The organism is Mesocryomonas fontinalis (assembly GCF_055730125.2).
Genome location: NZ_JBUZWG020000003.1, coordinates 144,766 through 169,621 on the forward strand (window position 1 = coordinate 144,766; position 24,856 = coordinate 169,621).

22 protein-coding genes are annotated in these 24,856 nt (G+C 65.6%); 7 read left to right on the forward strand and 15 right to left on the reverse strand.

Annotated elements, in window-relative coordinates; translation table 11 throughout:
* Positions 1-201 precede the first annotated feature (201 nt).
* The 6 genes from ACZL02_RS08820 to ACZL02_RS08845 form a co-directional block, all read right to left on the reverse strand.
* A complete protein-coding gene (locus tag ACZL02_RS08820) occupies positions 202-1,263 on the reverse strand; it encodes an ABC transporter ATP-binding protein (RefSeq protein ID WP_472937391.1) in 1,062 nt (353 codons plus the stop codon).
* Between the two features lie 13 nt (positions 1,264-1,276).
* The gene (locus tag ACZL02_RS08825; RefSeq protein WP_472937390.1) at positions 1,277-2,314 is read right to left on the reverse strand and encodes an NAD(P)-dependent alcohol dehydrogenase; all 1,038 of its coding nucleotides are present in this window, start codon (positions 2,312-2,314) and stop codon (positions 1,277-1,279) included.
* Between the two features lie 28 nt (positions 2,315-2,342).
* Complete coding sequence (locus ACZL02_RS08830) at positions 2,343-2,582, reverse strand: DUF2160 family membrane protein (protein ID WP_472937389.1); 240 nt, start codon at positions 2,580-2,582, stop codon at positions 2,343-2,345.
* 4 nt (positions 2,583-2,586) lie between these two features.
* Entirely contained in the window at positions 2,587-3,423 is an 837-nt protein-coding gene (locus tag ACZL02_RS08835; protein ID WP_472937388.1) for a carbohydrate ABC transporter permease, read from the reverse strand.
* Positions 3,423-4,304, reverse strand: a complete 882-nt coding sequence (locus tag ACZL02_RS08840; RefSeq protein ID WP_472937387.1) for a carbohydrate ABC transporter permease — start codon at positions 4,302-4,304, stop codon at positions 3,423-3,425. Before ACZL02_RS08840 ends, ACZL02_RS08835 begins: the two co-directional genes overlap by 1 nt.
* Positions 4,305-4,403: 99 nt before the next feature.
* Positions 4,404-5,834 carry an ABC transporter substrate-binding protein gene (locus ACZL02_RS08845; protein ID WP_472937386.1) on the reverse strand — a complete coding sequence of 477 codons (1,431 nt, stop codon included), beginning with the start codon at positions 5,832-5,834 and terminating at the stop codon, positions 4,404-4,406.
* A 532-nt stretch (positions 5,835-6,366) separates the two neighbouring features.
* On the opposite strand from ACZL02_RS08845, the gene ACZL02_RS08850 reads away from it, so the two are divergent.
* From ACZL02_RS08850 to ACZL02_RS08865, 4 genes are all read left to right on the forward strand, one after another.
* A complete protein-coding gene (locus tag ACZL02_RS08850) occupies positions 6,367-7,251 on the forward strand; it encodes a sugar phosphate isomerase/epimerase family protein (RefSeq protein WP_472937385.1) in 885 nt (294 codons plus the stop codon).
* Between the two features lie 451 nt (positions 7,252-7,702).
* A complete protein-coding gene (locus ACZL02_RS08855) occupies positions 7,703-8,431 on the forward strand; it encodes an SDR family oxidoreductase (protein ID WP_472937384.1) in 729 nt (242 codons plus the stop codon).
* 39 nt (positions 8,432-8,470) lie between these two features.
* Entirely contained in the window at positions 8,471-9,148 is a 678-nt protein-coding gene (locus tag ACZL02_RS08860) for a class II aldolase/adducin family protein (protein ID WP_472937383.1), read from the forward strand.
* A 60-nt stretch (positions 9,149-9,208) separates the two neighbouring features.
* Positions 9,209-9,982: an SDR family NAD(P)-dependent oxidoreductase gene (locus tag ACZL02_RS08865; RefSeq protein WP_472937382.1), complete on the forward strand. Its 774-nt coding sequence runs from the start codon at positions 9,209-9,211 to the stop codon at positions 9,980-9,982.
* Positions 9,983-10,364: 382 nt separating this feature from the next.
* Here ACZL02_RS08865 and ACZL02_RS08870 read toward each other — a convergent pair whose 3' ends face one another.
* From ACZL02_RS08870 to ACZL02_RS08900, 7 genes are all read right to left on the reverse strand, one after another.
* Positions 10,365-11,471 (reverse strand): substrate-binding domain-containing protein, encoded by a 1,107-nt coding sequence (locus tag ACZL02_RS08870; protein WP_472937381.1) that lies wholly within the window; start codon positions 11,469-11,471, stop codon positions 10,365-10,367.
* Positions 11,472-11,533: 62 nt separating this feature from the next.
* Positions 11,534-12,478, reverse strand: a complete 945-nt coding sequence (locus ACZL02_RS08875) for an ABC transporter permease (protein WP_472937380.1) — start codon at positions 12,476-12,478, stop codon at positions 11,534-11,536.
* A gap of 11 nt (positions 12,479-12,489) precedes the next feature.
* Complete coding sequence (locus ACZL02_RS08880) at positions 12,490-13,443, reverse strand: ABC transporter permease (RefSeq protein WP_472937379.1); 954 nt, start codon at positions 13,441-13,443, stop codon at positions 12,490-12,492.
* Positions 13,440-14,960, reverse strand: coding sequence for a sugar ABC transporter ATP-binding protein (locus tag ACZL02_RS08885; protein ID WP_472937378.1), 1,521 nt, complete (start codon positions 14,958-14,960; stop codon positions 13,440-13,442). The genes ACZL02_RS08880 and ACZL02_RS08885 overlap by 4 nt, the downstream gene beginning before the upstream one ends.
* Positions 14,950-15,675 carry an SDR family oxidoreductase gene (locus ACZL02_RS08890; RefSeq protein WP_472937377.1) on the reverse strand — a complete coding sequence of 242 codons (726 nt, stop codon included), beginning with the start codon at positions 15,673-15,675 and terminating at the stop codon, positions 14,950-14,952. The genes ACZL02_RS08885 and ACZL02_RS08890 overlap by 11 nt, the downstream gene beginning before the upstream one ends.
* A gap of 71 nt (positions 15,676-15,746) precedes the next feature.
* A complete protein-coding gene (locus ACZL02_RS08895) occupies positions 15,747-17,150 on the reverse strand; it encodes an FGGY-family carbohydrate kinase (protein WP_472937376.1) in 1,404 nt (467 codons plus the stop codon).
* A 61-nt stretch (positions 17,151-17,211) separates the two neighbouring features.
* Positions 17,212-18,006: a DeoR/GlpR family DNA-binding transcription regulator gene (locus ACZL02_RS08900; RefSeq protein ID WP_472937375.1), complete on the reverse strand. Its 795-nt coding sequence runs from the start codon at positions 18,004-18,006 to the stop codon at positions 17,212-17,214.
* 207 nt (positions 18,007-18,213) lie between these two features.
* Here ACZL02_RS08900 and ACZL02_RS08905 point away from each other — a divergent pair, with 207 nt between their 5' ends.
* From ACZL02_RS08905 to ACZL02_RS08915, 3 genes are all read left to right on the forward strand, one after another.
* Positions 18,214-20,313, forward strand: a complete 2,100-nt coding sequence (locus tag ACZL02_RS08905; protein ID WP_472937374.1) for a bifunctional rhamnulose-1-phosphate aldolase/short-chain dehydrogenase — start codon at positions 18,214-18,216, stop codon at positions 20,311-20,313.
* A 74-nt stretch (positions 20,314-20,387) separates the two neighbouring features.
* Positions 20,388-21,671 (forward strand): L-rhamnose catabolism isomerase, encoded by a 1,284-nt coding sequence (gene rhaI / locus ACZL02_RS08910; RefSeq protein ID WP_472938127.1) that lies wholly within the window; start codon positions 20,388-20,390, stop codon positions 21,669-21,671.
* A gap of 97 nt (positions 21,672-21,768) precedes the next feature.
* The gene (locus ACZL02_RS08915) at positions 21,769-22,323 is read left to right on the forward strand and encodes an SIS domain-containing protein (protein ID WP_472937373.1); all 555 of its coding nucleotides are present in this window, start codon (positions 21,769-21,771) and stop codon (positions 22,321-22,323) included.
* 64 nt (positions 22,324-22,387) lie between these two features.
* Here ACZL02_RS08915 and ACZL02_RS08920 read toward each other — a convergent pair whose 3' ends face one another.
* Both ACZL02_RS08920 and ACZL02_RS08925 read right to left on the reverse strand, forming a co-directional pair.
* Positions 22,388-23,482: a hypothetical protein gene (locus tag ACZL02_RS08920; RefSeq protein WP_472937372.1), complete on the reverse strand. Its 1,095-nt coding sequence runs from the start codon at positions 23,480-23,482 to the stop codon at positions 22,388-22,390.
* Positions 23,483-23,613: 131 nt separating this feature from the next.
* Positions 23,614-24,438, reverse strand: coding sequence for a sugar phosphate isomerase/epimerase family protein (locus ACZL02_RS08925; protein WP_472938126.1), 825 nt, complete (start codon positions 24,436-24,438; stop codon positions 23,614-23,616).
* Between the last annotated feature and the right edge of the window lie 418 nt (positions 24,439-24,856).

Genomic DNA, 24,856 nt, shown 5'->3' on the forward strand with positions numbered 1-24,856 from the left:
CGTTAAGTCCAGTTTGAATTCGTTTGTGGCTAGGTTCGAAGCGTTGGCTTTTTCCTTGCTTGGGGATTCCAGCCAGTACGAAATTATCAAAGTCCCGCAGAGCGCTAAAGCCGGCATAACCGGCATGGAGACCGCGACCAGCAAGCCCCGGACGCCGACTTCGGCACTTGCCTCAAAGATCGCAGAACCCTTTCCGCCCCGTCAGAGCCGCGCGGAAGTTTTCGCGTCGAAGATGTGCGCGCGGCGCGGGTCGATGACGAAGGACACCTCGTCGCCCGGGTTGACGTCGATCCGGTCCTTGACCACCGCGTCGATCGCATCGCCGCCGATCCTGGCGAAAATCTGGGTCTCCGAGCCGGTCGGTTCCAGCAGCGAGACCTTGGCCGGAATGCCGCCCGGGCCGATGGCGATGTGCTCGGGCCGGATGCCGTAGACCACCGACTGGCCCTGCTCCGCCCGGATCTCGCCGACCGGAAAACGCACGCCCTTCTCTGAAACGAAGATAGGCTGGCCCTCGGCGGCATCGATGCGGCCCTTGATGAAGTTCATCGAGGGCGATCCGATAAAGCCGGCGACGAAGATGTTGCGCGGGTTGTCGTAGAGTTCCAGCGGCTTGCCAATCTGCTCGACATAGCCGTCCTTCATGACGACGATCTTGTCGGCCATGGTCATCGCCTCGATCTGGTCGTGCGTGACGTAGACCGTCGTGGTCTTCAGCCGCTGGTGCAGCTCCTTGATCTCGACGCGCATGGCGACGCGCAGCTTGGCGTCGAGGTTCGACAGCGGCTCGTCGAACAGGAAGACCTGCGGGTCGCGGACGATCGCGCGGCCCATGGCGACGCGCTGCCGCTGGCCGCCGGAGAGCTGTTTCGGATAGCGGTCGAGCAGCTTGGTGAGGTCGAGGATATCGGCGGCCTTGCCAACCTTCGCCGCGATCTCGGACTTGGGGCTGCCCTTGATCATCAGCGAGAAGGCCATGTTCTCGCGCACCGTCTTGTGCGGGTAGAGCGCGTAGGACTGGAACACCATGGCGATGTCGCGGTCCTTCGGCAGCTTGTCGTTGACCACCTTGCCGCCGATCGAGACGGTGCCGCCGGAGATCGCCTCGAGCCCGGCGATCATCCGCAGCAGCGTCGACTTTCCGCAGCCGGACGGGCCGACCAGCACGACGAACTCGCCGTCCTTGATGTCGACGTCGACCCCGTGGATGACCTCGACGCTGCCATAGCGCTTGACGATACCCTTGACGCTGACCTCAGCCATTACGCAACTCCTCTCACTGGGGCAGCTCTATCTGCATCTTGACCTCGCCCGCCGGGGCGGACGCCGCGGTCTCGAAGGCCTCGACGCTGTCGTCGAAGCTAAAAGTTCGGGTGATCAGCGGTTTCACGTCGATCGCACCCGACGACAGCATGGCGACGCAGCGCGGAAAGACGTGGGCGTAGCGGAAGACGTGCTCGACCCGCGCCTCGCGCACCATCGCCTTGCCGACGTTGTAGGCGACGTCGTGCATCTGCGAGCCGATGAACACCACGCGGCCGGCCGGGCACAGCGGGTCGAAGACCATCGCCGCCGCCTTGCCGTTGCCGGAGCATTCGAAGACGATCTCGACGCCCCAGCCATCGGTGGCTTTCAGGATCACCGCGGTCGCGTCCTCTTCCGCGACGTTGATCGGGGTGATCGGCCCGAGGCTCGCGGCCAGCGCCAGCTTGACTGGGTCGACATCGCTGACGAAGACCCGGGCGCAGCCGGCGGCGAGCGCCGACAGGGCGGTGACCAGGCCGATCGGACCGGCGCCGATGACGAGCGCGATGTCGCCCGGCTTGACGTCGGCCTTGATCGCCGCGTGCACGCCGACCGCCAGCGGCTCGACCATCGCTGCCTCGGCGAAGGAGACGTTGTCCGGCAGCTTGAAGGTGAAGGCCTCGGGATGCACCACGCTCGGGCGCAGCACGCCGTGCACCGGCGGCGTCGCCCAGAAGCGGACCGCCGGGTCGACGTTGTAGTGGCCGAGGCGCGTCGCGCGGCTGAGCGGATCCGGGATGCCGGGCTCCATGCAGACGCGGTCGCCGACCTTCAGCGTGGTGACGGCACTGCCGGTCTCGGTCACCGTGCCCGACGCCTCGTGGCCGAGGATCATCGGCGCCTTGACTTGGAAAATGCCGGCACCGCCATGGGTATAGTAGTGCACGTCCGAGCCGCAGATGCCGACGGTGTGCAGCTTGATGCGCACATCGTTCGGGCCGACCGTCTCTTCGATCGGGAAGTCGCGCAGCGACAGTCTCATTCTTTCTTCGAGCACCAGCGCCTTCATCGGGCGTCTCCTCTCATCGGCATCGCGCTCAGCCCTTCCAGATGATCAAGACGCCGAGCGCGACGGCGAGGATGTGGCAGAAGGTCAGCGGGATCAGCTTCTCGACGAAGCGCAGCCAGAACAGCTCGAGCGCGACGAAGAGGTAGATCCCCATGAAAAGCCGGTCGAACCAGTTGGTGACGATCGGCAGGAAGCCGTGCCGTTCCGGGGTCGCGGACACGATGGCGGCCTCTTCGTCGGCGGCGTCGAGATCGACGAGTTGGTTCATCGGACTACTCCTTGACCGCGCCGAAGGTCAGTCCGGCCACGATGTGCCGCTGGACGACCGAGAAGACGATGAGGGCCGGAATGAGCGTGATGATGGCGATCGCCGCCATGGTGCCCCACTCGGTCCCGGTGGATGTCACGTATTCAGACAGGCCCGTGGTGATGGTGCGAGCGTTGAAGCTGGTCAGCGTCGCCGCGAGCAGGAACTCGTTCCAGGCGAAAACCCAGGTGAGGATCAGCGTCACCGCAAGACCCGGCCGCGCCAGCGGGAAGATCACCTGGGTGATGACCTGGAAGGTCGAGCAGCCGTCGACCATCGCCGCCTCGTCGAGTTCCTTGGGGATGCCGTCGATGGTCGGCCGCAGCGTCCAGATCGCGAACGGCAGGTTGAACGTGCAGTAGAGCAGGATCATGCCGATCTTGGTGTCGTAGAGCTTCCAGTCGCCGATGGTGAAGACCTTGGTGAACAGCAGGAAGAACGGCAGCAGGAACACCGCGGCCGGTGCCATGCGGTTGGTGATCGTCCAGAAGAAGATGTTTTCCTTGCCGCCGAGGTCGAAGCGCGACAGCGCATAGCAGGCCATGAAGGCGAGCGTCGTCACGAGAAGGGCGTTGCAGGTGGAGATGATGATCGAGTTCATCATGTAGCGCTGCAGCGTCTCGTTGCCGAGCACGTTGACGTAGTTCTTCCAGTAGACGGTATCGAGGAAGACGTTCGGCGTGGTGAAGAGGTCGACCGCCGGCTTCACCGAGATCACGAACAGCCAGTAGATCGGGAACAGCGTCGCGAAAGAGAGGATGACCCAGAGCAGGATCGACAGGTAGGGCTTTTCGGTCGGCATCAGGATGCCCTCTTCTTGTCACGGGGCGCGACGAGCGCGACGTAGAGAATCCAGCACATCACGAGGGTCAGGTAGAGGACGATGATCGAGATCGCCGAGCCGTAGCCGTAGTCGGTCTTCGGGAAGACCACCTTCCAGATGTGCAGGCCAACATAGCGGGTGGCGGCGCCCGGTCCGCCGCCGGTCAGCATCCAGACCTCGTCGACGGTGCGCAGCGCATCCATCAGCCGGATGAACACGGTGGCGAGGATTGCCGGCCGAATCATCGGCAGCGTGATGTGCCAGAAGATCTGGCGCTTGCTCGCGCCATCGATCTGCGCCTGCTCGAACGGCTCCTTCGGCAGCGAGACGAGGGCGGCGAGCAGCGTCAGCGTCACCAGCGGCGTCCAGTGCCAGATGTCCATTATGACGGTCAGCGTGAAGGCCGCCCCGGCGTCGCGGCCAATGTTCAGGTCGTAGCCGAACCAGAGGTTCAGGTAATACGGGATGATGCCGATGCTCGGCGTCGTCATCAGCCGCCAGACCGAGCCGACGACGATCGGCGCGACGATCAGCGGAAGGGTATGGATCGTCCGGAAGAAGGCTTTTCCGGGAAATTCGCGGGTGAACAGCTGCGCCAGGAAGTAGCCGATGACGATCTCGCTGGAGACGGCGAAGAAGGCGAACTTCAACGTCACCCAGAGCGAAAGCAGGAACTCCTTGTCGAACACCAGCCGGCGGAAGTTCTTGGCGCCGTTGTAGATCATGTCCGGACTGAAGCCGAACGGGTTCCACTGGTGGAACGCGACATACAAGACGTAGATGAAGGGCACGATCCCGAACAGGCCGAGGATCAGGAGCGTGGGGGCGAGCAGAAGCCATCCCACCGTGTTCGACCGCATGGAACCATCCTATCAGAGGCGACGCAGCAACATCCCGCGGCGGGCGCGAGGGCAAGCACGCCGCCGCAGGGAGATGCGGCGGCGCGATCGTCGGGGTGGCTACTTGCGATAGCCGAGGTTGGTGAGTTCTTCCTCGGCCGCCGCGGCCATCTCGTCGAGGCCCTCGTCCGAGCCGACTTCGCCGGTCAGGATGCGATAGAAGATCGGCGCGGTGGCCTCGCGCACCTGGGCGTGGAACGGATACGGAGGGGCGCCGGCGAACAGCTTGCCGTCGTTCTTCAGCATCGTGTAGTAGCCGCCGAGCTTGGCATCCATGGCCTTGACGCCGGCGTCCTCGTAGGTCGCGGTGTTGGTGATGCGGGGCGCGGCGACGGCCCAGCCGCCCTGGACTGAATCCTGGCCGATATACTGCAGGAAGAGCAGCGCGGCGTCGGAGTTCTTCGAGGTCACCGGCACGCCGAAGGCACCGCCATCGTAGTAGCCGATGTAGCCCTTGCCGCCCTTGACCTCGTCGAGGATACCCGGCTCGGTCGGCGGAAGCGCGACGCCGACCTTGCCGACGACCTTCGACTTCTCGGCGTCGGAAGCGATCCACGCGGCGTTCTCGCCATAGACCAGCCCTTGAGCCGCACGGCCGGCGGCGAAGGTGGTAGCGACTTCCGTCCAGGTGCTGGCAGCCGATTCCGGCGGCGCGATGTCACGCAAATGCAGCCAGTACTTCAGCGCGGCCTTCGACTTGTCGCTGTTCATCTGGCCGCCATTGGCGACGGAGGCGGCGTAGTTGTTGTCGGCGTCGATGCCCCAGTTGTAGACGCCAAAGGTCGGTGCGACGGATTCGAAGAACTCGTACCAGGAAGCCGGGTGGCCGGTATGCGCCTGGGCGGTGGTGCCCCAGAGCTGCTCGCCCTTGTCCTTGCCGTACTTGGTGAAGAATTCCGCGATCTCGGTGTATTCCGCGTGGTTGGTTGCCGGCTTCAGATCCTTGCCGGTCTCCTTCTTGAAGGCTTCCTGGATCGCCGGATCGTTGAACAGGTCGGTGCGATAGAGGTAGATCTTGATGAAGGCTTCCATCGGCACGCCGAACAGGTCGCCCGACTTGTCCTTGAAATAGTTGGCGAAGGTCGTGAAGTGCGACTCGTCGTAGGTGTCGGCCTTCAGCTCCGGCTTCTCCTTCAGAGTCTTGGTGACGTCGACGAGGAAGTTGCGGGCGAGGTAGGCATAGATGATGTCCTGCTCGATGTAGACCATGTCATAGATGCCGGTCTTGGCCTCCATGTCCTTGATCGCCTTGTCGTACATCTGGTCCCAGGAGGTCGTCTCGATCTCGACCTTGATGCCGGTCTTCTTCTCGAAATCCGGGGCCAGCACGTCCTTGATGTAGTTGGACGGCGGGGTGCTTTCGGTGACGCCGTGCAAGGTCACGCCCTTGAACTTGGCACCGGCGTCCGACCAGAAGTCGGCCTTGGCCGGGAGGCCTGCCATCAAACCCGCCGCGAGGGCGATCAGACTCACTGCAATTGCGCGTCTCATGCTCATTCCTCCCAAAGCCGTCGACCCCCTGGACCGACCGTTGAACCCTGAAACGCCCCGCCTTTTGGCGGTGGATTTCCCCTCGGTTGAAGGGACATTCCGGGTGGCCGCAGCGTCAGACGCCGCAGATCCTGACCGAACGTTAATGTAAAAATTTCCGCCGCACAACATTTGTTGCGAGTGCATTCAAATTCGATTTCAAGATCAGGACTATCGGCCGAGAGCCTTGGGCCCCTCTCCGCCGCGAGACCGCATGCCAATGGTGCAACGCTTGTACTACTTCGCTTGGCTTATAAATTACGCCGACTCGCGAAGCCGAACCTAATCTGTGCAACTGCGAACCAATACTGCAGTGCAACGTGGACGGTGGTGTCCATCCCATCATGATCATCCTAGCCGGTTGACGAAGCGATGTTCGGCGATGGCCAATCGCGCCTCCGGCAGCAGGACGAGACGCCAAGCTTGACATCCTCATCAAACCGCCATTTTGTTGCAGATATCAACAATTAAAAGACGTCAGGGAGGAATAGTCATGCGTCGTCTCGGGATTCATTCGTTCTGCTGGACCGGCGGTTCAACCCAGGCTGAAATCGAGAAGGCGATGGAGTCTTCGGCCGAATGCGGCTTCAAGCTGATCGAACTCGCCTATCTCCGTCCGGAGAACTTCGACCTCGACCAGCTCGCCAAGCGCGCCCAATCGCTCGATCTCGACATCGCCGTCACCATGGGCCTGCCAGCGGCATCCGACGTCTCCAGCGAAGATCCGGACACGGTGAAGCGCGGCGAGGAGCTGCTGGCCGGCGCGGTCAAGGCGGTGCGCGACGTCGGCGGCTCGAAGCTCGGCGGCATCCTCTATTCCGCCCATATGAAATATGCGGCGATGCCGACCGACCGCGGCCGCAAGAACAGCGTGGCGGCGATCGCCAAGACCGCCGACGTGGCCAAGGCGGCGGGCGTCGACTTGGTGCTGGAAGTGGTCAACCGCTTCGAGACCAACCTCCTCAACACCACGGCGCAGGGCCTCGCCTTCGTTGCCGCCACCGGCTCGGACCACGTCCGGCTGCACCTCGACACCTTCCACATGAACATCGAGGAAGCCAATCCGGCCGCGGCGATCCGCCTCGCCGGTGACAAGATCGGCTATTTCCACATCGGCGAGAGCAACCGCGGCTATCTCGGCGACGGCGTCATCAACTTCGACCTGATCTTCGATGCCCTGCTCGACATCGACTACGCCCGGGACATCACCTTCGAATCCTTCTCCAGTGCCGTGGTCGACGAAGGCCTGTCGATTGCCTGCGCCATCTGGCGCGACACCTGGACGGAAAACCTGCCGCTGGCCCGACATGCCAAGGCCTATATCGACATCCGGCGCGAGGAGGCGGCACGTCGCCGTGCGACGGTGGCGCGCGCCTGACGCCGAACGGTTGAGCGATCTGCGCAAGGCTCTCGGCGCCGATATGCGCCACCCGGAGCGCCGCGCATCGCCATTGCCGCGGAAGGGCTCTCGCTGAGCAGCCTTATTGAACGAGGGCGCGGGTGCAGCGGTCCGGTGAGCCGCAACAATGCAGCGATCGCCGCAATATGTTGCGTTTTAAAACAATCTTGCTCAGAAACTGAAGGTGTTGCAACGCGGACATGTCGTGCGGCGGCTTCACTGATCTGGAATGGAATGCAGTCTGGCGCGGCCGCATGCCGATGGGTCGCCACGGCAGCACTGAGGGAGAGGCCGGTTGCGGAGTCCTCCTCGCCAGACTCTGCCTACGTCGCCGGCCCGGTGCCCTTGTCCGGCGGCGGCACCACTAAGCGCTGACGCCATTTTGGCCGGCCGGCGCAGTCGACCACATCCGAATTTCTGGGAGGAAATCATGAGCAATATTCTGTCCGGCAAGGTGGTCGCCATTACCGGCGCCGCGTCCGGCATCGGCCTCGCCTGTGCGCGGCTCTCCGCTGCCGAGGGCGCCACCGTCTTCCTCGTCGACCGCGCCGCGGACCAGCTGGCGAAGCTCTGCGCAGAGATAGGCCCATCGGCGCACCCGGTGATCGTCGATCTCACCGATCCCAGGAGCGTCGCCGGCATGCTGCCACAGGTCCTCGCCAAGGCCGGCCAACTCGACATCTTCCACGCCAACGCCGGCTCCTATGTCGCGGGCGACGTGTCCGACGGCGATCCCGATGCCTGGGACCGCATGCTCGACCTCAACATCAACGGCGTGTTCCGCACCGTGCAGGCCGTGCTGCCGCACATGATCGAACGCAAGACCGGCGACATCATCGTCACCACCTCGGTCGCCGGCCACGAGCCGATCCACTGGGAGCCGATCTATTCGGCCTCGAAGCACGCGGTGCAGGTGTTCGTGCACACGCTGCGCCGCCAGGTGATCAAGCATGGCCTGCGTGTCGGCGCCGTCGCGCCGGGCCCGGTGCTGACAGCGCTGCTCGACGACTGGCCGAAGGAACGGCTGGAGCAGGCGATCGCCTCTGGCAGCGTGATCGAGCCGCGGGAGGTCGCCGAGGCCGTGCTGTTCATGGTGTCGCGGCCGCGCAACGTCACCATCCGCGACCTCGTGATCCTGCCGCAGGCGCAGGACGTCTGAGGCGGCGTTCAAGGCTTCCCGATGGAACAGGACGACATGATGCACGACACCCCCGAATTGCGTGCCTTCATCTGCGAGATAGGCCGGCGCGCCTACAACCGCGGCATGGGCGCGGCGAACGACGGCAATATCTCGGTACTGCTCGACGACGGCACGCTGCTCTGCACGCCGACCGCCGTCTCCAAGGGGTTCATGACCCCGGACATGATCTGCCGGATCGACCGGGAGGCGAGGCTCGTCGTCGACGGCGGCTACAGGCCATCCTCCGAGATGAAGATGCATCTCTGCGTCTACGACCACCGCGAAGACGTCCGCTCGGTGGTGCACGCGCACCCGCTCTACGCCACCGTGCACGCGATCTGCGGCAAGCCGCTGACCCAGCAGATCATGCCGGAGTCGACGATGTTCCTCGGCGAGGTACCGCTGACGCCCTATGGCCTGCCGTCGACGACCGAGCTCTGCGACGCCATCATCCCCTACCTCCAGCGTCACGACGCGCTGCTCCTGGAGAACCACGGCGCGCTGTCCTACGGCCACGACCTGACCAGCGCCTACTTCAAGATGGAGGCGCTGGATTACTACGCGAAGGTCGTCTACCTCGCCGCCGGCTATGGCGGGGCGAAGGAGTTCAACGCCGAGCAGATCGAGAAACTGCTCGACGTGCGCCGCAAGCATTTCAATCAGCCCGGCCGCCATCCCTTCATCGACAATGAATAGGCGTCGCCCGGACGACACGTGTTTTGGATCATGTGTTCTGCATCAGGACTGGGAGGTCTCATGTTCGCTGAGAAGTTTCGAATCGACGGGCGCGTCGCGGTGGTTACCGGCGGTGGGCGGGGCATCGGCCTTCGCTGCGTCGAGGCGCTGGCCGAGCACGGCGCCACCGTGGTGATCGCCGAGATCGACATGGCCGCCGCAGAGGAAGGCCGCGCCGCGATGGAGAAGCTCGGCTACACCGTCGACGTCGAGCCGGTCGACGTCACAAGCTCTGTTTCGGTCGACGCGCTGGCGGCCGCGGTGGTCGCGAGGCACGGCAAAGTGGATATCCTCGTCGCCAATGCCGGCATTGCCCGTTCCGGTACTGCGGCCGAAGACGTCACCGACGAGCACTGGCTGAACGTCAACGACGTCAACTACAATGGCGTGTTCTGGTGCAACCGCGCCTTTGCCCGGCACATGTTGAAGGCCGGCAGCGGCGCGATCGTCAACATCGGCTCGATGTCCGGCCTGATCTCGAACCGGCCCCAGAAGCAGACCTATTACAACGCCGCCAAGGCCGCCGTGCACCAGATGACGTCGTCGCTGGCGGCCGAGTGGGCCGATCGCGGCGTGCGCGTCAATGCCGTGGCGCCGACCTATATCGAGACGGCGATGACCCTCTACCGGCACGACAATGACGGCATGATGGACGTCTGGCTGCGCGACACGCCGATGCACCGCCTCGGCAGGCCCGACGAGATCGCCTCGGTGGTGCATTTCCTCGCCTGCGACGCCTCGAGCCTGATGACCGGCACGACAGTGGTCGCCGACGGCGGCTTCACCTGCTGGTGAGGCAGCCGGCCGACCGCGGATGGTGGCTTCCCTCATTGATCCCCGGCGAAACAGCGGGAACGGATGGGCATTCGGCCATGCCGCCTCGCCCACCCGAACGCCCACCCGAACGACCGTCCTGACGACAACCGGATCGACAATGGCTCCGGAAATCCTGAGACGCCAAGGCCGGCGCGAACCCTTCGGGAGTTCGCGCCGGTGCTGTGACGGACCTGGCAGACAGGTTCCCCCCGAAGGTTTCCGATCTGCCAGGTCGCCTCGGGTCGACAGAGCGATGCCTCGCCGAGAGCGCCATGCATCCAATTGGACGCACAGCGCTCTATCCTCTTGAATCTAGAGAATCTTTCTTCGGTCGGGTGGGTCCACCCAATCGCAGGATGTTCTAGAAGTCGAAGTCGTTGATGTCGGCCTTGGTGAAGACCTTCGGCGCCCCCAGCAGAATCTGGCTCTGGTTGACGATCTGCAACTCGCCGAGGCGGCCGGCCTTGAAGGAGGTGTCGCCGGGCTTCAGCGTGCCGTCGGCGACGGCGCGCATGGCGAGGCCCGCGGCATAGCCGAGGTCGACCGTCGACCAGAGGATCGTCGTCTTGATGCAGTCGCCGTTGACGTAGGGCTTCATGGCGTTCGGCAGCGCGAGGCCGACCACCGCGACCTTGCCGCAGAGCTTGTTCTGCTGCACCGCCTCGGCGGCGGCGGGCGTCGCGACGGAGGTCATGCCGAGGATGCCTTTCAGGTCATCGCCGTGCTTGTTGATCAGGGTCTGCGCCTGGTTGAAGGACAGGATATTGTCCTCCTGAGCCTCGACGGTCTCGAGGAACTTGATCTTCGGGTGGCACTTCTCGGCATAGGCGGCCATCTCGGTGATCCAGCGCGCCTGGTTCGGCGTGGTGAAGGTCGAGGTGACGATGGCGAAGGCGCCATCCTCGCCGATCTCGGAAACCAGCTGGTCGATCATCGACTTGGCGACGCCGTTTGGTTCGGCCTGGTTGACGAACCACTGGCGCGCGTCCGGCTCGGCGTCCGCGTCGTAACCGACGACGTTGATGCCGGCCTCCAGCGCCCGCTTCAGCACCGGCGCGATCGCCACCGGGTCGTTGGCGGCAAACAGGATGCCGTCGACGCCGGAGGTGATGTAGTTGTCGACGAAGGTGATCTGCTCGTCGATGTTCGCCTTGGTCGGGCCGTCGGTGGTGACGGTCATCGAGCCGGTTTCCTTGGCGGCTTCCTGCACGCCCTGGGCGGTCGAGTTGAAGTAGCCGACGCCGACGAGCTTTGGGATGTCGACGACCTTCAGCGGCTTGCCCTTGCGGTCGGGGGCCGAGGTCGGCGTGCCGCCGTTGTAGTCGCCGGGCGGGACGGCCGTGACGGTCGCGTCGCAGGCCAGCGGACTGGCGGGCTGGTCGTCGCCACCGGTCCAGGCGCTCTGCGCCATCGCCGGCATGGCAGTGAGCAGGCTGGTGCTAAGCATCAGTGTCAGAAGCGTGCGCATGATCGTAATTCCTCCACGGGTTCTTATTAAAGCCGCCCCCTCCCAGGCACGGCCCCCTTTCCTCAGTCGTCGGTGTAGCGGCTCAGGAAATTCGAGATCAGGACGGCTGCGATCAGCACGACCCCGATGATGACGATGGTACCGTCGCCCTTGACGCCGGACAGAGCGAGCCCGTTCTTCAGCACCTGGACGAGGCAGAGACCGAGCAGCGTGCCGACCACCATGCCCCGCCCACCGAAGATCGAGGTGCCGCCGAGCACCACGGCGGTGATGACGTCGAGCTCGATGCCGCTGCCCATGTCGGAGCGCGTGGTCGAGACGCGGCTGACGAAGACGACGGCGGCAAGACCCGAGACGAAACCCGAGGCGGCATAGATCATCAGCTTGGTTCTGACGACGTCGAGACCGGAGAAGGCGGCGCCCGCCTCGTTGTTGCCGATGGCGTAGGCCGTGCGGCCAAAGGCGGTGAAGCGCAGGATGAAGAAGCCGGTCAGCGCCACCACGGCGAGCAGCCAGAGCTGCGTCGGGATGCCCATGAGGTTGCCTTGCCCGAGTTCGAAGAACCATTTCGGGTAGCCGCGGATCGACTGCGCCTGGCTGATGCCTTCGGCAAGGCCGCGGTAGAGCGCGAGCGTCGCCAGCGTCGCGATCAGCGGCGGCACCCTGAAACGGGTGATGATCAGGCCGTTGACGAAGCCGGCGAGTGTCCCGACGGCGATCGACAGGGCCATGGCCACCGGCAAGGGAAGCCCGAGCGTCTTCCAGAAGACGCCGACGAGGATGGCGCAGAGGCCGAGGATCGAACCGACCGACAGGTCGATGCCGCCGGTGATGATGACGAAGGTCATCACCACGGCGATCAGCCCGACCTCGGTCATCAGCCGCGCCTGGTTGAGGAGGTTGGCGGCGGTGAAGAAGCGCTCGTTCTCACTGGCGAGGACGGCGAGCGCGATCGCGAGGATCAGAGCGAGGATGGCCTCGTGGCGGAGAAGGGTCCGGAACGTCATGGGTCTCTCCCTCAACCGGCCCGGCCGCGCCGCGCTATGTCGGCGAGCACGGTGACGAGAATGAGGATGCCCTGCACCGCCTTCAGCCAGTAGGCCGAGACGTTGAGGAAGATCAGCGAGGAGCCGATGGCGGCGAAGAGGATCGCAGCCAGCGTCGAACCGGTGACGGTGCCGATGCCGCCGAGGATGGAGACGCCGCCGACCACGGAGGCCGTGATGATGATCAGCTCGAGGCCGTTCGGCACGGTGGACTGGATGACCTGCAGCTGCGTGGCGAAGAGCACGGCGGCGCAGCCGGTGATCAGGCCGTGCAAGGCGAAGACCTTGACGATCGTCGGCTTGTATCGAATGCCGGAGGCTTCCGCGGCCTCCGGATTGCCGCCGACTGCATAGATCGAGCGGCCGAAGGCGGTGGAGCGCAGCAGGAAGGCCGCAGCGATCGTCATGCCGATCATGAACCAGACCGGCGATGGGACGTCCAGGAGCCGGAACTGCGCCAGCTGGTATCCGGCCGGCAGGCCCGAGATCCAGGCGCCGCCGGTCAGCGTGATCAGCCCACCGCGGAGGATCGACAGCATCGCCAGCGTCGCGATGATCGAGGGGACCCGGGCATAGGCGATGAGGGCGCCGAGGCCGGCATTGATCACGCCGCCGATCAGCACCGGGCCGAGCCAGGCCAGCCAGATCGGGTAGCCATTGGTCACCAGCAGGCCGGAAATCGTCGCGAGCACGCCGATCAGCGCCCCGACGGAGACGTCGATATGACCGGACATGATGACCATCGACATGCCGATCGCGGCGATGGCGATGTAGGCGTTGCCGACGAAGATCGAGGTCAGATTGTTGGCCGAGACGAAGCGCGGGTTGAGCCAGCCGACGACGAGGAACAGCGCGACGATCGCCAGGAACAGCAGCACCTCCTGTCCGGACGCGGAGAGGCGGCGGGAGAGTGTCGGGGCCTTCATGCCGCGTGTCCCGTCATCATCGCCGCGCCGACCGCGTCGGGCGTCGCTTCGGTGCGCGACAGCATGGCGGACATCCGGCCGCCGTTCATCACCAGCACCCTGTCGCTCATGCCCAGCACTTCCGGCAACTCGCTCGAGATCATCACGATGGCGATGCCGCTGGCGGCGAGCGTGTTCATGAGCTTGTGGATTTCCGTCTTGGCGCCGACATCGACGCCGCGCGTCGGCTCGTCGAGGATGAGGATGCGCGGGTCGGTGGCGAGCCATTTGGCGATCACCACCTTCTGCTGGTTGCCGCCGGACAGCTGGGCGACGATCTGGCCGGGGCCGCGGGCGCGGATCTGGAAGCGCCGGATCGCCTCCTCGGCCATGGTCCACTCCTTGCGGGTGTCGACTACGGACTTCCGGGTCAGCCGGTCGAGGATCGCCATCGCGACGTTTTCGCGGATCGACTGCGGCCGGACGAGGCCGTGCTGGGCGCGGTCTTCCGGCACGTAGGCGATGCGGTGGCCGATGGCCTCCCGGATGCTGCCGACGGTGACCGGTTTGCCATCGATGCGGATCTCGCCCGACGTGGCGGGCGTCACGCCGAAGATCGTCTGCGCGAGCTCGGTCCGGCCGGAACCGACGAGCCCGGCAATGCCGAGGATCTCGCCGGCGCGGACCGAGAAGGAGATGTCGGCGACCTTGCCGGTGTGCGTCAGGTTGCGAACCTCGAGCACGGTCTCGCCGAGCGCAATGTCCTCCTTGGGAAACAGCTGGTCGATGTCGCGGCCGACCATCATCGAGACCAGCGCCGCCTCGGTGACGTCGGCCGTCGGGCGGGTGTCGATCGTTTTGCCGTCGCGCAGCACGGTCACCCGGTCGGAGATCTCGAAGATCTCGTTCATCCGGTGGCTGACATAGACGATGCCGACGCCCTCGGCCCGTAGCGACCGCACGACGTCGAGCAGGCGCTTGACGTCGGCCTCGGCGAGCGCAGCGGTCGGCTCGTCCATGATCAGCACGCGGGCATCGCGCGACAGGGCGCGGGCGATCTCGACGCGCTGGCGGTTGGCGACCGACAGGTGCTCGACCTTCTCGTCGACATCGAGGTCCGGGCAGTCGAGCCGGTCGAGGATGGCGCGCGCCCGGTCGCGCATCGCCGGCCAGTCGAGCAGACCGAGACCATTGCGCGGGGCATGGCCGAGGAAGATGTTCTCGGCGACGGTGAGGGCGGGAAACAGCAGCAGTTCCTGATGCACCACGGCGATGCCGGCCACTTGCGCCGAGGCGGGACCGGAAAACCGGGTCACCGTGCCGTCGATCTCCAGCGTGCCGGCATTGGCCTGGTGGGCGCCGGACATGATGCGGATCATCGTCGACTTGCCGGCGCCGTTCTCGCCCATCAGCGCGTGGACCTCGCCGGCCCGGATATCGAAGTCGACGCCGCGCAGCACCTTCACCGGACCGAAAGCCTTCTCGACCGCCCTCAGCGCGATGATCGGGGCGGCGGTCGCCCGGGGCTCAGTTGACAAGGAAGCCCCCTTCGATCGGCAGTGCGAGGCCGTTCAGCATGGCCGCCTTGTCGGACAGCAAGAACAGGATCACCTCGGCGACGTCGCCGGTCTCGGCAAAACGCCCGACCGGCGTGCGGGCCAGCATCGGTCCGCCCTTGGCCGGATCGTCCCAGGCGGCGCGGGCGAGATCGGTGAGGGTGATGCCGGGATTGACCGAGTTGACGCGGATGCCGTGGTGCGCGAGTTCGTTCGCCATGACCCGGCCGAGCCCATCGAGCGCCCCCTTGGAGGCGCAGTAGGCCGCATGGTCGGCAAAGCCGACGAAGGACGAGAGCGAGGAGACGTTGACGATCGCCCCCGGGGCGCCGCGGCGGACAAGGTCGCGGGCGAAGACCTGGGAGACGATCGCGGCGGCGCGCACGTTCAGCGCCTGGATCTGGTCGAAGGACTCGTCCTTCATCTCCAGGAACGGCTCGAGGATGTTGGTGCCGGCGCAGTTCACCAGGAGATCGGCCGGCAGCGCCTGTTCGGCGGCTCTGCGGGCGGCCGTCGCATCGGCCAGGTCGACCGCGATGCTGGTGCTACCGATCTCGGCGGCGAGGCTGTCGAGATCGGCCTGGGACCGCGCCATCCCGATGACCTTTGCGCCACGCGCAGCGAGCAGCGTCGCCGTATGGCGGCCGATGCCCTTGCCCGCCCCGGTGACAATTACCGTCTTGCCCGTAAAATCCATGCTGCGCCCCTCCCAAGGCATTCCCATCCGGAGGGGCCCTCGCCTGCCCCCGGCATTCTCCCGCAGATCACCTAGCCGCCGGACGCCACTCCGGCGTTCTCACGCCAGCGCGCTGCATAAGCCTGCAGTCCTGGTATTCCAGTCGCCGGGACTCCATCGAGATTGGCTGCCCTGGTGGCTTTCGGGGCGCTTGGACGCCCGAGAGCCAGCAAGGCGGCCCCGCCGCTGGTGCCGGTACTGGAGAGCGAAGCCTCTGCCCTCCTGCCCGTAAGCGCCGACAGCGCCCGAACAAACAGCGCGTTACGTGCGAACGGCCCCTCGATGACGCTCGGGCCGTCCGCCCCGATCAACCGCAGGACCGTGTCGGTCATCAGCGCGGCGTAGAGACTGGCGGCGGCTGTGCGCCGTGCCGGAGACAATTCGTCCGGTGACGCCATGCCCGGAATGATCCATAACCCCGGCCGTCGGGGCACCGGCCCGGAGCCTGCGACGAAGCTCGGCAGCGCCATGATGCCGGCATCTATCACCGCGGCGACGTCGCGCTCGTCAGGCTCGGCCACCGTCCCGCCGGTCAAAAGATCGAACTCGCGCCCGCCCATGAACATCGCCGTGGGAACCGGCCGCCCGAAAGCGTCGACGAAGGTGGCGGTGCCCGTCGAAGCGTCCAGCTGCGCCGGGCGTCCGCCGATGGCGAAACTGACGAGCCATGTCCCCGTCGAGACGACGGTGAACGGGGCCGGAAGGGCGAGAAGATGCGGCAGCAGCGAGGCGTTGGAATCATGAATGCCGGAGATCACCGGGACGGGACCGAGGCCCGCAGCTTTTGCGACTTCCGGCTTCAGCGGCCCGAGCACTTCGAAGGGCGTGCCGCGCGGTGGGAACAGCGACCGCCATCCGAGGGTGTCGACGAGGCCGGAAAAGTCGTCGCGGTCCGGCGCCCAGAGATCGGTGTGGCTGCCGAGCCCGGTCGGCTCGAAGCGCGCCACACCGGAAAGACGCCAGGCCCAGTACTGCGCATAGGTGAAGATCGACCGCACCGTGGCGAAGGCCTCGGGAAAGCGCTGCTGCTGCCAGAAGATCTGGTTGCCGAGGTTGAGGCCGTTGGGCATGCGCGGCGACTGCGTCTCGGCGAACGCCGGACGGATGGCCTCGTAGGCGTCGGTTTCGGGGCCTGAGAGATCGAACTCGTAGTCCAGCACCGGCAGGGCCAGCCCGTCGTCGGTCGCCAGAACCGCGGAGGCCCCATGCGCCGTGATCGCGACGGCGTCGATGGAATGGCCGGTCGCGATCGCCCGCAATGCCTCGATGATGAAGCCGAACAGCCGGTCGACGTCGTAATGCGGATAGAGACCTTCGGTCGAAACCTTGTTCGGCGTCGAGCGCAGGGCGATGTCCCGGCGCCCAATGAGGTCGTGCAGCACGACCTTCGCATTGGTCTTGCCGATATCAACGACGGCGACGAACCGCGGCGCCATGGCTCAGGCCATCCCGAAGAAAGGATTGGCGCACATCTCGGGCGGCTCAGCCGTCAGCGCTTCAGTCATGAGCGGCGCCCCCGTCGAGCCGCGCGACGACGAGGCGGGGGCCGGCCGCCTCGACCATCTGCGCCGCGGCATCGCTGATCCCCTCGTCGGTGATGAGGACCGAGCAACGCTCCAGCGGCGCGATTACCAGGCTGGAGCGGCGGTCGAATTTCGAGGAGTCCACGAGCACGACCAGCTCGTCCGCCTGGCGCATCAGGCGCTGCTCCGACTGGATGACCAGCGGATCAGCTTCGGCAATGCCGACACGCGATATGCTCTGCGCCCCCATGAACATCCGCCGGGCGCGGAAATGCGCGATGCCGTCGGCCTCGAACGGCGACAGGATCAGCCCCTGCTCGCGGTAGACGGCGCCGGCCGGCAGCAGCACGGCGCAAGCGGAATGCTTCAGCAGATGGTCGGCTATCGGGAAGGAATTGGTCAGCACCTGCAGCTTCAACCCGGTGAGATGGTGCACCATCTGGAAGGTCGTGGTCCCCCCGTTGATGATGGTGGCATCGCCTTCCTCGCAGAGCTTTGCCGCCTCGCGGGCGATAGCGCGCTTTTCGGCGACGTGATGCGCCTGTGCGCCTGCAAAACTCTCCCCCGCGATGACGCCCGGCGTCGGCGCAGACAGCGCCTCCGCCCCACCGCGGACCTTGCGCAGCTTGCGCAGGCCCGAGAGGGTGGAGATGTCGCGGCGGATCGTCGCCTCGGATGCCCCGGTCAGTTCCGCGAACTCAGAAACGGTTGCGACGGAGCGGCCCTGGACGGCGCTCAAGATCATCCGATGGCGCTCACGTTCGTGCATTCAGCATTCCCTCCGGAACCGAAGCTCCGACGAAAACGCCCGAGCGTCAATCATAATCGATCAGAAACTGTCATATTGCGCTGCAACATGATTGGTTATGCTCATTTTGGTTGACATGCACGCCTGTCGCCGGAATGCTTTGCGCGATGACCGACGCCGTCACGCGATGACCGTGGTGTCGGGCCAGACGCTCGGGGAACGAACACCATGTCGGCGACCACCTCCGCACTGCTCGACAACCGCTGGGACGAGGCGAAAGCGCTCGGCTTGAGCGAGCAGGAGCTGCTGCTCTATCGCTCGAACCTTCTCGGCAGCGACAAGCGCATCACCAATTACGGCGGCGGCAATACCTCGGCCAAGGTCGAGATGAAGGACCCGCTGACCGGCGAGCCCGTCACCGTGCTCTGGGTGAAGGGATCGGGCGGCGACGTCGGCACGATGAAGCTCGACGGTTTCGCGACGCTCTACCAGGCCAAGCTCAACCAGCTCAGGGGCCTCTATCGCGGTCCGGATTTCGAGGACGAGATGGTCGGGCTGCTCAGCCACTGCACCTTCAACCTCAACCCGCGCGCCGCCTCGATCGATACCCCGCTGCACGCCTATGTGCCCTACAGGCACGTCGACCACATGCACCCCGACGCGGTGATCGCCGTCGCCGCGACGACGAACTCGCGCGCGCTGACGGCCGAGATCTACGGCGAGGAGATCGGCTGGCTGCCATGGCGCCGCCCGGGGTTCCAGCTTGGCCTCGACCTTTCGCGCTTTGCCGCCGAGAACCCGGAGGCGAAGGGCGTGGTGCTGGAGAGCCACGGCCTGTTCACCTGGGGCCACACCGCCCGGGAGAGCTACGAGACGACGCTGCGGATCATCAACAAGGCGATCGCCTGGTTCGACGGCCAGCTCGCCGGCAAGGCGGCTTTCGGGGGCCAGAAGCATCAGGCGCTCGATGCAGCGGTAAGGCGCACGATCGCGGCGAGACTGATGCCGGAGATCCGCGCCCGGATCGGCCAGGACGAGAAGAAGATCGGCCATTTCGACGACAGCGACGCGGTGCTGGACTTCGTCGGCTCGGCTGACCTCGCGCCGCTGGCAGCCCTCGGCACCTCCTGCCCCGACCATTTCCTGCGCACCAAGATCCGCCCGCTGGTGCTCGACTTCGACCCCACGACCGGCGACGTCGACGGCCTGCTGGCCGGCCTCGACGCGGCGATCGCGACATACCGCGAGGGCTATGCCGCCTATTACGACCGCTGCAGGCACGACAACAGCCCTGCCATGCGCGACCCCAATGCGGTGATCTACCTCGTGCCCGGCGTCGGCATGCTGTCGTTCGCCAAGGACAAGGCGACGGCGCGCATCGCCGCCGAGTTCTACGTCAACGCCATCAACGTCATGCGCGGCGCTTCCGGCGTCGGCACCTATCAGGGCCTTGCCGAGCAGGAGGCCTTCGACATCGAATACTGGTTGCTGGAGGAGGCGAAGCTCCAGCGGATGCCGAAACCGAAGGCGCTCGCCGGCCGCATCGCCTTCGTCACCGGTGGGGCCGGCGGCATCGGCCGGGCAACCGCCGCCCGGCTGCTGAGCGAGGGCGCCTGCGTGGTGCTGGCCGACATCGACCAGGCCGCGCTCGACGGGGCGAAGGCGGAGTTCACGAAAGCCTTCGGCGCCGACCAGGTCCGCGGCGTCCTGCTCGACGTCACCCAGGAAGCAGCGGTCGAGGCCGGTTTTCTCGAGACGGTTGCCGAGTATGGCGGCCTCGACATCCTTGTCTCGAACGCCGGCATCGCCTCGGCCGCGCCGATCGAGGAGACGACGCTCGCGGTCTGGAACCGCAATATCGACATCCTCGCCACCGGCTACTTCCTCGTCTCGCGCGAGGCGTTCCGGCTGTTCCGGCGCCAGAAGCTCGGCGGCGCCATCATCTTCATCGCCTCGAAGAACGGCCTCGCCGCTTCCGCCGGCGCCTCCGCCTACTGCACCGCCAAGGCCGCCGAGATCCACCTCGCCCGCTGCCTTGCTTTGGAAGGGGCGGACGCTGGCATCCGCGTCAACACCGTCAATCCCGACGCCGTCCTGCGCGGCTCGAAGATCTGGAGCGGCGAGTGGCGCGAGCAGCGTGCGGCCTCGTCGAAGCTGGAAACCGACCAGCTGGAGGAGCACTACCGCAACCGCTCGCTGCTGAAACGCTCGGTCTTCCCCGAAGACATCGCCGAAGCGGTGTATTTCCTCGCCAGCGACCAGTCGGCCAAGTCGACCGGCAACATCATCAACGTCGACGCCGGCAACCAGATCGCGTTCACCCGCTGAGTGATGCGCCCGTGGCGTGACGCGCCAACCGGCGCTGCAGGCCAATCTTGAGCTTGAGGAGAGAGCCCGTGCGGATCGAGACGTCGCTGATCGAGAGCCAGAATGCCCTGCGCCGCGCCGACCTCGACAAGGACTACGCCGCGCTTGGAGAGCGCTTGGGCCGGCGCGGCGTCGACATCGATGCGGTGGCGCGCGACGTCGCCGGCTTCACCGTGGCGGTGCCGTCCTGGGGCGTCGGCACCGGCGGCACGCGGTTCGCCCGATTCCCAGGCCCCGGCGAGCCGCGCGGCATCTTCGAGAAGCTCGACGACTGCGCGGTGATCAACGACCTCTGCCGCGCGACGCCGGCGGTCTCGCTGCACATCCCCTGGGACAAGGCCGAGCCGGCCGACCTCGTCGCCAAGGCCGAGGCGCTCGGCCTGTCGTTCGATGCGATGAACTCCAACACCTTCCAGGACCACCCGGACGACCCGCGCCAGCCGCTGTCCTACAAGTTCGGCTCGCTCAGCCATACCGATGCGGCCGTGCGGGCGCAGGCCGTGGCGCACAACCTCGAAACGGTCGAGATCGGCGCGGAGATCGGCTCCAAGGCGCTGACGGTGTGGATCGGCGACGGCTCCAACTTTGCCGGCCAGGCCGATCTCGGCCGCGCCTTCGACCGCTACCTCCTTGCCATGAAGGACATCGTCGCCGGGCTGCCTGCGGACTGGCGGATCTATTCCGAGCACAAGATGTACGAGCCGGCCTTCCATTCGACCGTCGTGCAGGACTGGGGCACCAGCTACCTCACCGCCATGGAACTCGGCGAGAAGGCCTTCTGCCTCGTCGACCTCGGCCACCATGCCCCGAACGTCAACATCGAGCAGATCGTCTGCCGGCTGATCCGGACCGGCAAGCTCGGCGGCTTCCACTTCAACGACAGCCGCTATGGCGACGACGACCTCGACGCCGGCTCGATCGACCCGTTCCGGCTGTTCCTCGTCTTCAACGAGCTGGTCGAAGCCGGAGCGAGGCTCGAGGCGCTGCAGCCGTCCTACATGATCGACCAGTCGCACAACGTCACCGATCCGATCGAGAGCCTGATCCGCTCGGCCAACGAGATCCGCCGCGCTTATGCGCAGGCGCTGCTGGTCGACCGCGCAGCGCTGCACGGGTTCCAGGAGGACAACGATGCGATGATGGCGTCGGAGACCCTGAAGGACGGTTTTCGCGTCGACGTCGAGCCGATCCTCGCCAAGGTCAGGCTCGATGCCGGCGGCGCCATCGACCCGGTCGCGGCCTATCGCGCCAGCGGCTACCGCGAAAGGGTTGCCGCAGAGCGCCCCGCGGTCAAAGGCTCCGGCGGCGGCATCGTCTGACGCCGCGGTCGCAGCGCAAGCCTCGACGGCCATCGTCGTCGCACACGGCGCGAGCGCGGTTTCCGCGATGCTCGCCGACCTTTCTGGAGAAAACCTGATGACCAATCTCTACCGCACGGCGCTCGACGAGCTCGGCGTCGCCATGGACCGCATCGATGGCAGCCAAGTCGACGAGGCTTGCAGGCTGGTCGCGGGCGCGCGCCATGTCAGCGTCTATGCGGGCGGCCGAGAGGGCTTGCAGGTCAAGGGCTTCGCCATGCGGCTGTTCCACCTCGGCCGGTCGGTCTCGGTGATCGGCGACATGACGACGCCGGCGCTCGGCGAAGGCGATTTGTTCCTCGTCGTCTGCGGCCCGGGCGAGATCTCGACCGCCGTCGCACTGGTCGGCGTCGCCAAGGCGGCCGGCGCGAAGGTGCTGGTCGTCACCGCGCAGCCGTCGGGCAAGGTGCCGGGCATGGCCGACTTCGTGCTGACCATCCCGGCGCAGACCATGGCCGACGACCAGGGATCTGCGGCGACGTCGGTGCTGCCGATGGGCTCGCTGTTCGAGGGTGCGCTGTTCGTGCTGTTCGAGGTGATGGTGCTGAAACTGAAGACGCTGCTGGGAGTGACGCCCGGGGCAATGCGGGCGAACCACACCAACATGGAATAGCCCGACGCCCATTCGTCCGCCAAGAATTCTGGAGCCGACCGAAGGTTCGCGACGGCTGGTCAGGTCATTTCCAGGTCGCATGGTCCGCGGCGACGCAGCCGAACGGCGCCCGCTCATTGCCGAACCGCTGTTGAAGCTGCCGGCATCCCCAGGTGTTGAGGGGCGCCGGCATGATGTTGTTGATCTCCATGCCAACCGGCTGGAATGCCGTGGTCGAACTTGTGACGTACCAAATCCAGAAGCCGATGAGGCCAAGGCCCAGCAAAACTAGCGTTCCGACGAAAACCCAAAGCCCTCGCCAGATCGAAACGGTCTTTGGCGGCGCTTCGACCAAAGTTGGGAATGTGCCGGGGGTTCCGTCCTCTGCGGCGAAGGGCGCCAGCGCGGTCGCCCGCTCCTCGTCGCTGAGATCCAGCCGTTGCAACCGGTCATCGAGCAGGACTGGCAGCGCCGTTTGGCCATGCCGGACGGCAAGGCCAACGGACTTGCCGTCTGCTTCGCCGACGATCAGAGGCGCTTGCCCGTTCTTCATCCGGGTATAGGCGGACCGGCCGGTCTTATCCCCCGCGATCTTGTCGTTGTAAGTGATGGACAGGACGTTGCGCTTCCGGTCGAAGGCCGCGATTTCCACCGGAACGGCCGTCAGCATGGCAGGCTGAAGCAGCTGCCGCCTGACCCGCCCTATCCGCGCGGCCAGGAACAGCATGGCAAGGCTTGCACCGACGAGCAGGGCCGTGAGCAGCACCAGCGTGATGATCCGGTTCCACAACTTGTCCAAACCGAGACTGATCGTCGCGAGTTCGGGATGGTCGGCCGAGATCACCAGATCCGTCTCGTAATCGCCCGTGTGGAAATCGACGAACATCACTTCGACCTTCGTGTCGTAGCTTTGCCCCCCGTAGTTGTAGACCAGCCGCGCCTCGCAGTCCGTGAAGACGGCCCGCCGCGTCGTGCAGCGTCCGTCCTGCACGTCCCCGTCTTCCAGCACCAGGGGGTTCTGACTGATCTGGAAGTCGCGGACGACGCCCGGGCCCTCCCAGACCAACAGGAATACCGCCAGTGCCAGGAGGATCGGCGTCGACCAGAAGTAGGCCGAAGGCGTGGAGATGACGTCGCGCGCCAACGAGAGCGGGCGATGGGGCAGAACAAGCGTGGCCAAAGCGAGAGGTACCTTCCGAGAGCTTTCGAAAAGGGGATTGGAACGAGATCCGCCCCAGCCATTTATGGTGGCGCAAAGCTAGCCGCGCCACGTTCCGGTGCCGACGGCTTCTAGCTTTTCCACAGTGAAGCTTACGGTAGCAAGCTTCGGCTCGCCTGCTTCTGCGCCTCCTCGGCCGATTTCAGCTGGACACGGGTATAGGCTAGCGCATGGGCGGCGAGATCGCCGCTGTCCTCCCAGAGATTGCGCCAGATGCCGAGGATGCCCTCGAGCGGCTGTCCGACGACGCGCGAGGAGAACGATTCAAAGGTGATCGGGCCCTCGTAGTCCATCCGCACCAGGGCGCGGAACACGCCGGCGAGGTCGATGGTGCCCGACCCCATGTAGCCGCGGTGGGAATCGCCGGTGTGGAAGTAGCCGAGGTATTTCCCCGTCTCGGTGATCGCGGTCGGCACGTCTGATTCCTCGATGTTCATGTGGTAGACGTCGAGATGCACCTTGATGTTGTCGGCGCCGGTTCGCTTGCACATCTCCACCGCCTGAGCCGCGGTGTTCAGCACATTGGATTCGTAGCGGTTGACCACTTCGAGCCCGAGCGTCACGCCGCTTTTCGCCGCGACCTCGGCGACCTCAGCCAGCACCTCTACGGACTGCGCGACACCTGCGGCGGTGGTCGGGACGGCGTATTTCTGAAACGCCGAATGCAGGATGCCGCAGACGTGGGTGGCATTAAGGTCGCGGGCGATCGACACGGCCTCCAGGAGCCGCGCCTTGCCGCGCGCCACCTTGCCGGCGTCGCCGCTGGAAATGTCGGTATCGGCGTCGAGGCCCATCGAGAAGTTGATGCCGATGCCAGCCGCCTCCAGTTGCCGCCGGGTGAAGTCGACGTCGATCGAGCTCGGATCGAGCGAAGGCGCCTCGATGAAATCATAGCCGACCTCGGCGGTGCGCTGGATGGCGCGGGCGCACTCGGCGTGGCCTCAGCCAGCCTCCCAGACGAGTGCGTGGACTCCAAGCTTGTTCATGTTCTCTCCCGCTTCCCTTTCGCCCGGCAGTTCGATGCTGCCGATGATGTTTTGTAATGCGGCCTGACGGGCACGCGACCCTTTGATAGACCAGTCGCCGGACGACGGCGACGCGGTCGGGGCCATGCTTGAGCGAAAAAATGCCGTCGGTGCTGCAGGCACAGCTCCAGTTGACGGTGCAAGACACAAACCGGTACGAAAGGTACTCCCGCGCAGGGAGTTTCCGGCCGGCTACGGGGCACGGAGCAACAGGCTCGGACTGCTTGCGAGAGCCAAAGAGACCACCGGATCGGTGGCGACGAACGGTGCGTCAAAGGCTGTGGCTTGCCGATCTGGCACCTCGACCCGT

Coding starts and splice junctions, on each gene's coding strand:
- ACZL02_RS08875 (WP_472937380.1), bottom strand. CDS start 12,478: ATGACGTTCCGGACCCTTCTCCGCCACGAGGCCATCCTCGCTCTGATC.
- ACZL02_RS08870 (WP_472937381.1), bottom strand. CDS start 11,471: ATGCGCACGCTTCTGACACTGATGCTTAGCACCAGCCTGCTCACTGCC.
- ACZL02_RS08905 (WP_472937374.1), top strand. CDS start 18,214: ATGTCGGCGACCACCTCCGCACTGCTCGACAACCGCTGGGACGAGGCG.
- ACZL02_RS08825 (WP_472937390.1), bottom strand. CDS start 2,314: ATGAAGGCGCTGGTGCTCGAAGAAAGAATGAGACTGTCGCTGCGCGAC.
- ACZL02_RS08845 (WP_472937386.1), bottom strand. CDS start 5,834: ATGAGACGCGCAATTGCAGTGAGTCTGATCGCCCTCGCGGCGGGTTTG.
- ACZL02_RS08865 (WP_472937382.1), top strand. CDS start 9,209: ATGTTCGCTGAGAAGTTTCGAATCGACGGGCGCGTCGCGGTGGTTACC.
- ACZL02_RS08820 (WP_472937391.1), bottom strand. CDS start 1,263: ATGGCTGAGGTCAGCGTCAAGGGTATCGTCAAGCGCTATGGCAGCGTC.
- ACZL02_RS08890 (WP_472937377.1), bottom strand. CDS start 15,675: ATGGATTTTACGGGCAAGACGGTAATTGTCACCGGGGCGGGCAAGGGC.
- ACZL02_RS08895 (WP_472937376.1), bottom strand. CDS start 17,150: ATGGCGCCGCGGTTCGTCGCCGTCGTTGATATCGGCAAGACCAATGCG.
- ACZL02_RS08915 (WP_472937373.1), top strand. CDS start 21,769: ATGACCAATCTCTACCGCACGGCGCTCGACGAGCTCGGCGTCGCCATG.
- ACZL02_RS08880 (WP_472937379.1), bottom strand. CDS start 13,443: ATGAAGGCCCCGACACTCTCCCGCCGCCTCTCCGCGTCCGGACAGGAG.
- ACZL02_RS08855 (WP_472937384.1), top strand. CDS start 7,703: ATGAGCAATATTCTGTCCGGCAAGGTGGTCGCCATTACCGGCGCCGCG.
- ACZL02_RS08900 (WP_472937375.1), bottom strand. CDS start 18,006: ATGCACGAACGTGAGCGCCATCGGATGATCTTGAGCGCCGTCCAGGGC.
- ACZL02_RS08840 (WP_472937387.1), bottom strand. CDS start 4,304: ATGCGGTCGAACACGGTGGGATGGCTTCTGCTCGCCCCCACGCTCCTG.
- ACZL02_RS08830 (WP_472937389.1), bottom strand. CDS start 2,582: ATGAACCAACTCGTCGATCTCGACGCCGCCGACGAAGAGGCCGCCATC.
- ACZL02_RS08835 (WP_472937388.1), bottom strand. CDS start 3,423: ATGCCGACCGAAAAGCCCTACCTGTCGATCCTGCTCTGGGTCATCCTC.
- ACZL02_RS08860 (WP_472937383.1), top strand. CDS start 8,471: ATGCACGACACCCCCGAATTGCGTGCCTTCATCTGCGAGATAGGCCGG.
- ACZL02_RS08850 (WP_472937385.1), top strand. CDS start 6,367: ATGCGTCGTCTCGGGATTCATTCGTTCTGCTGGACCGGCGGTTCAACC.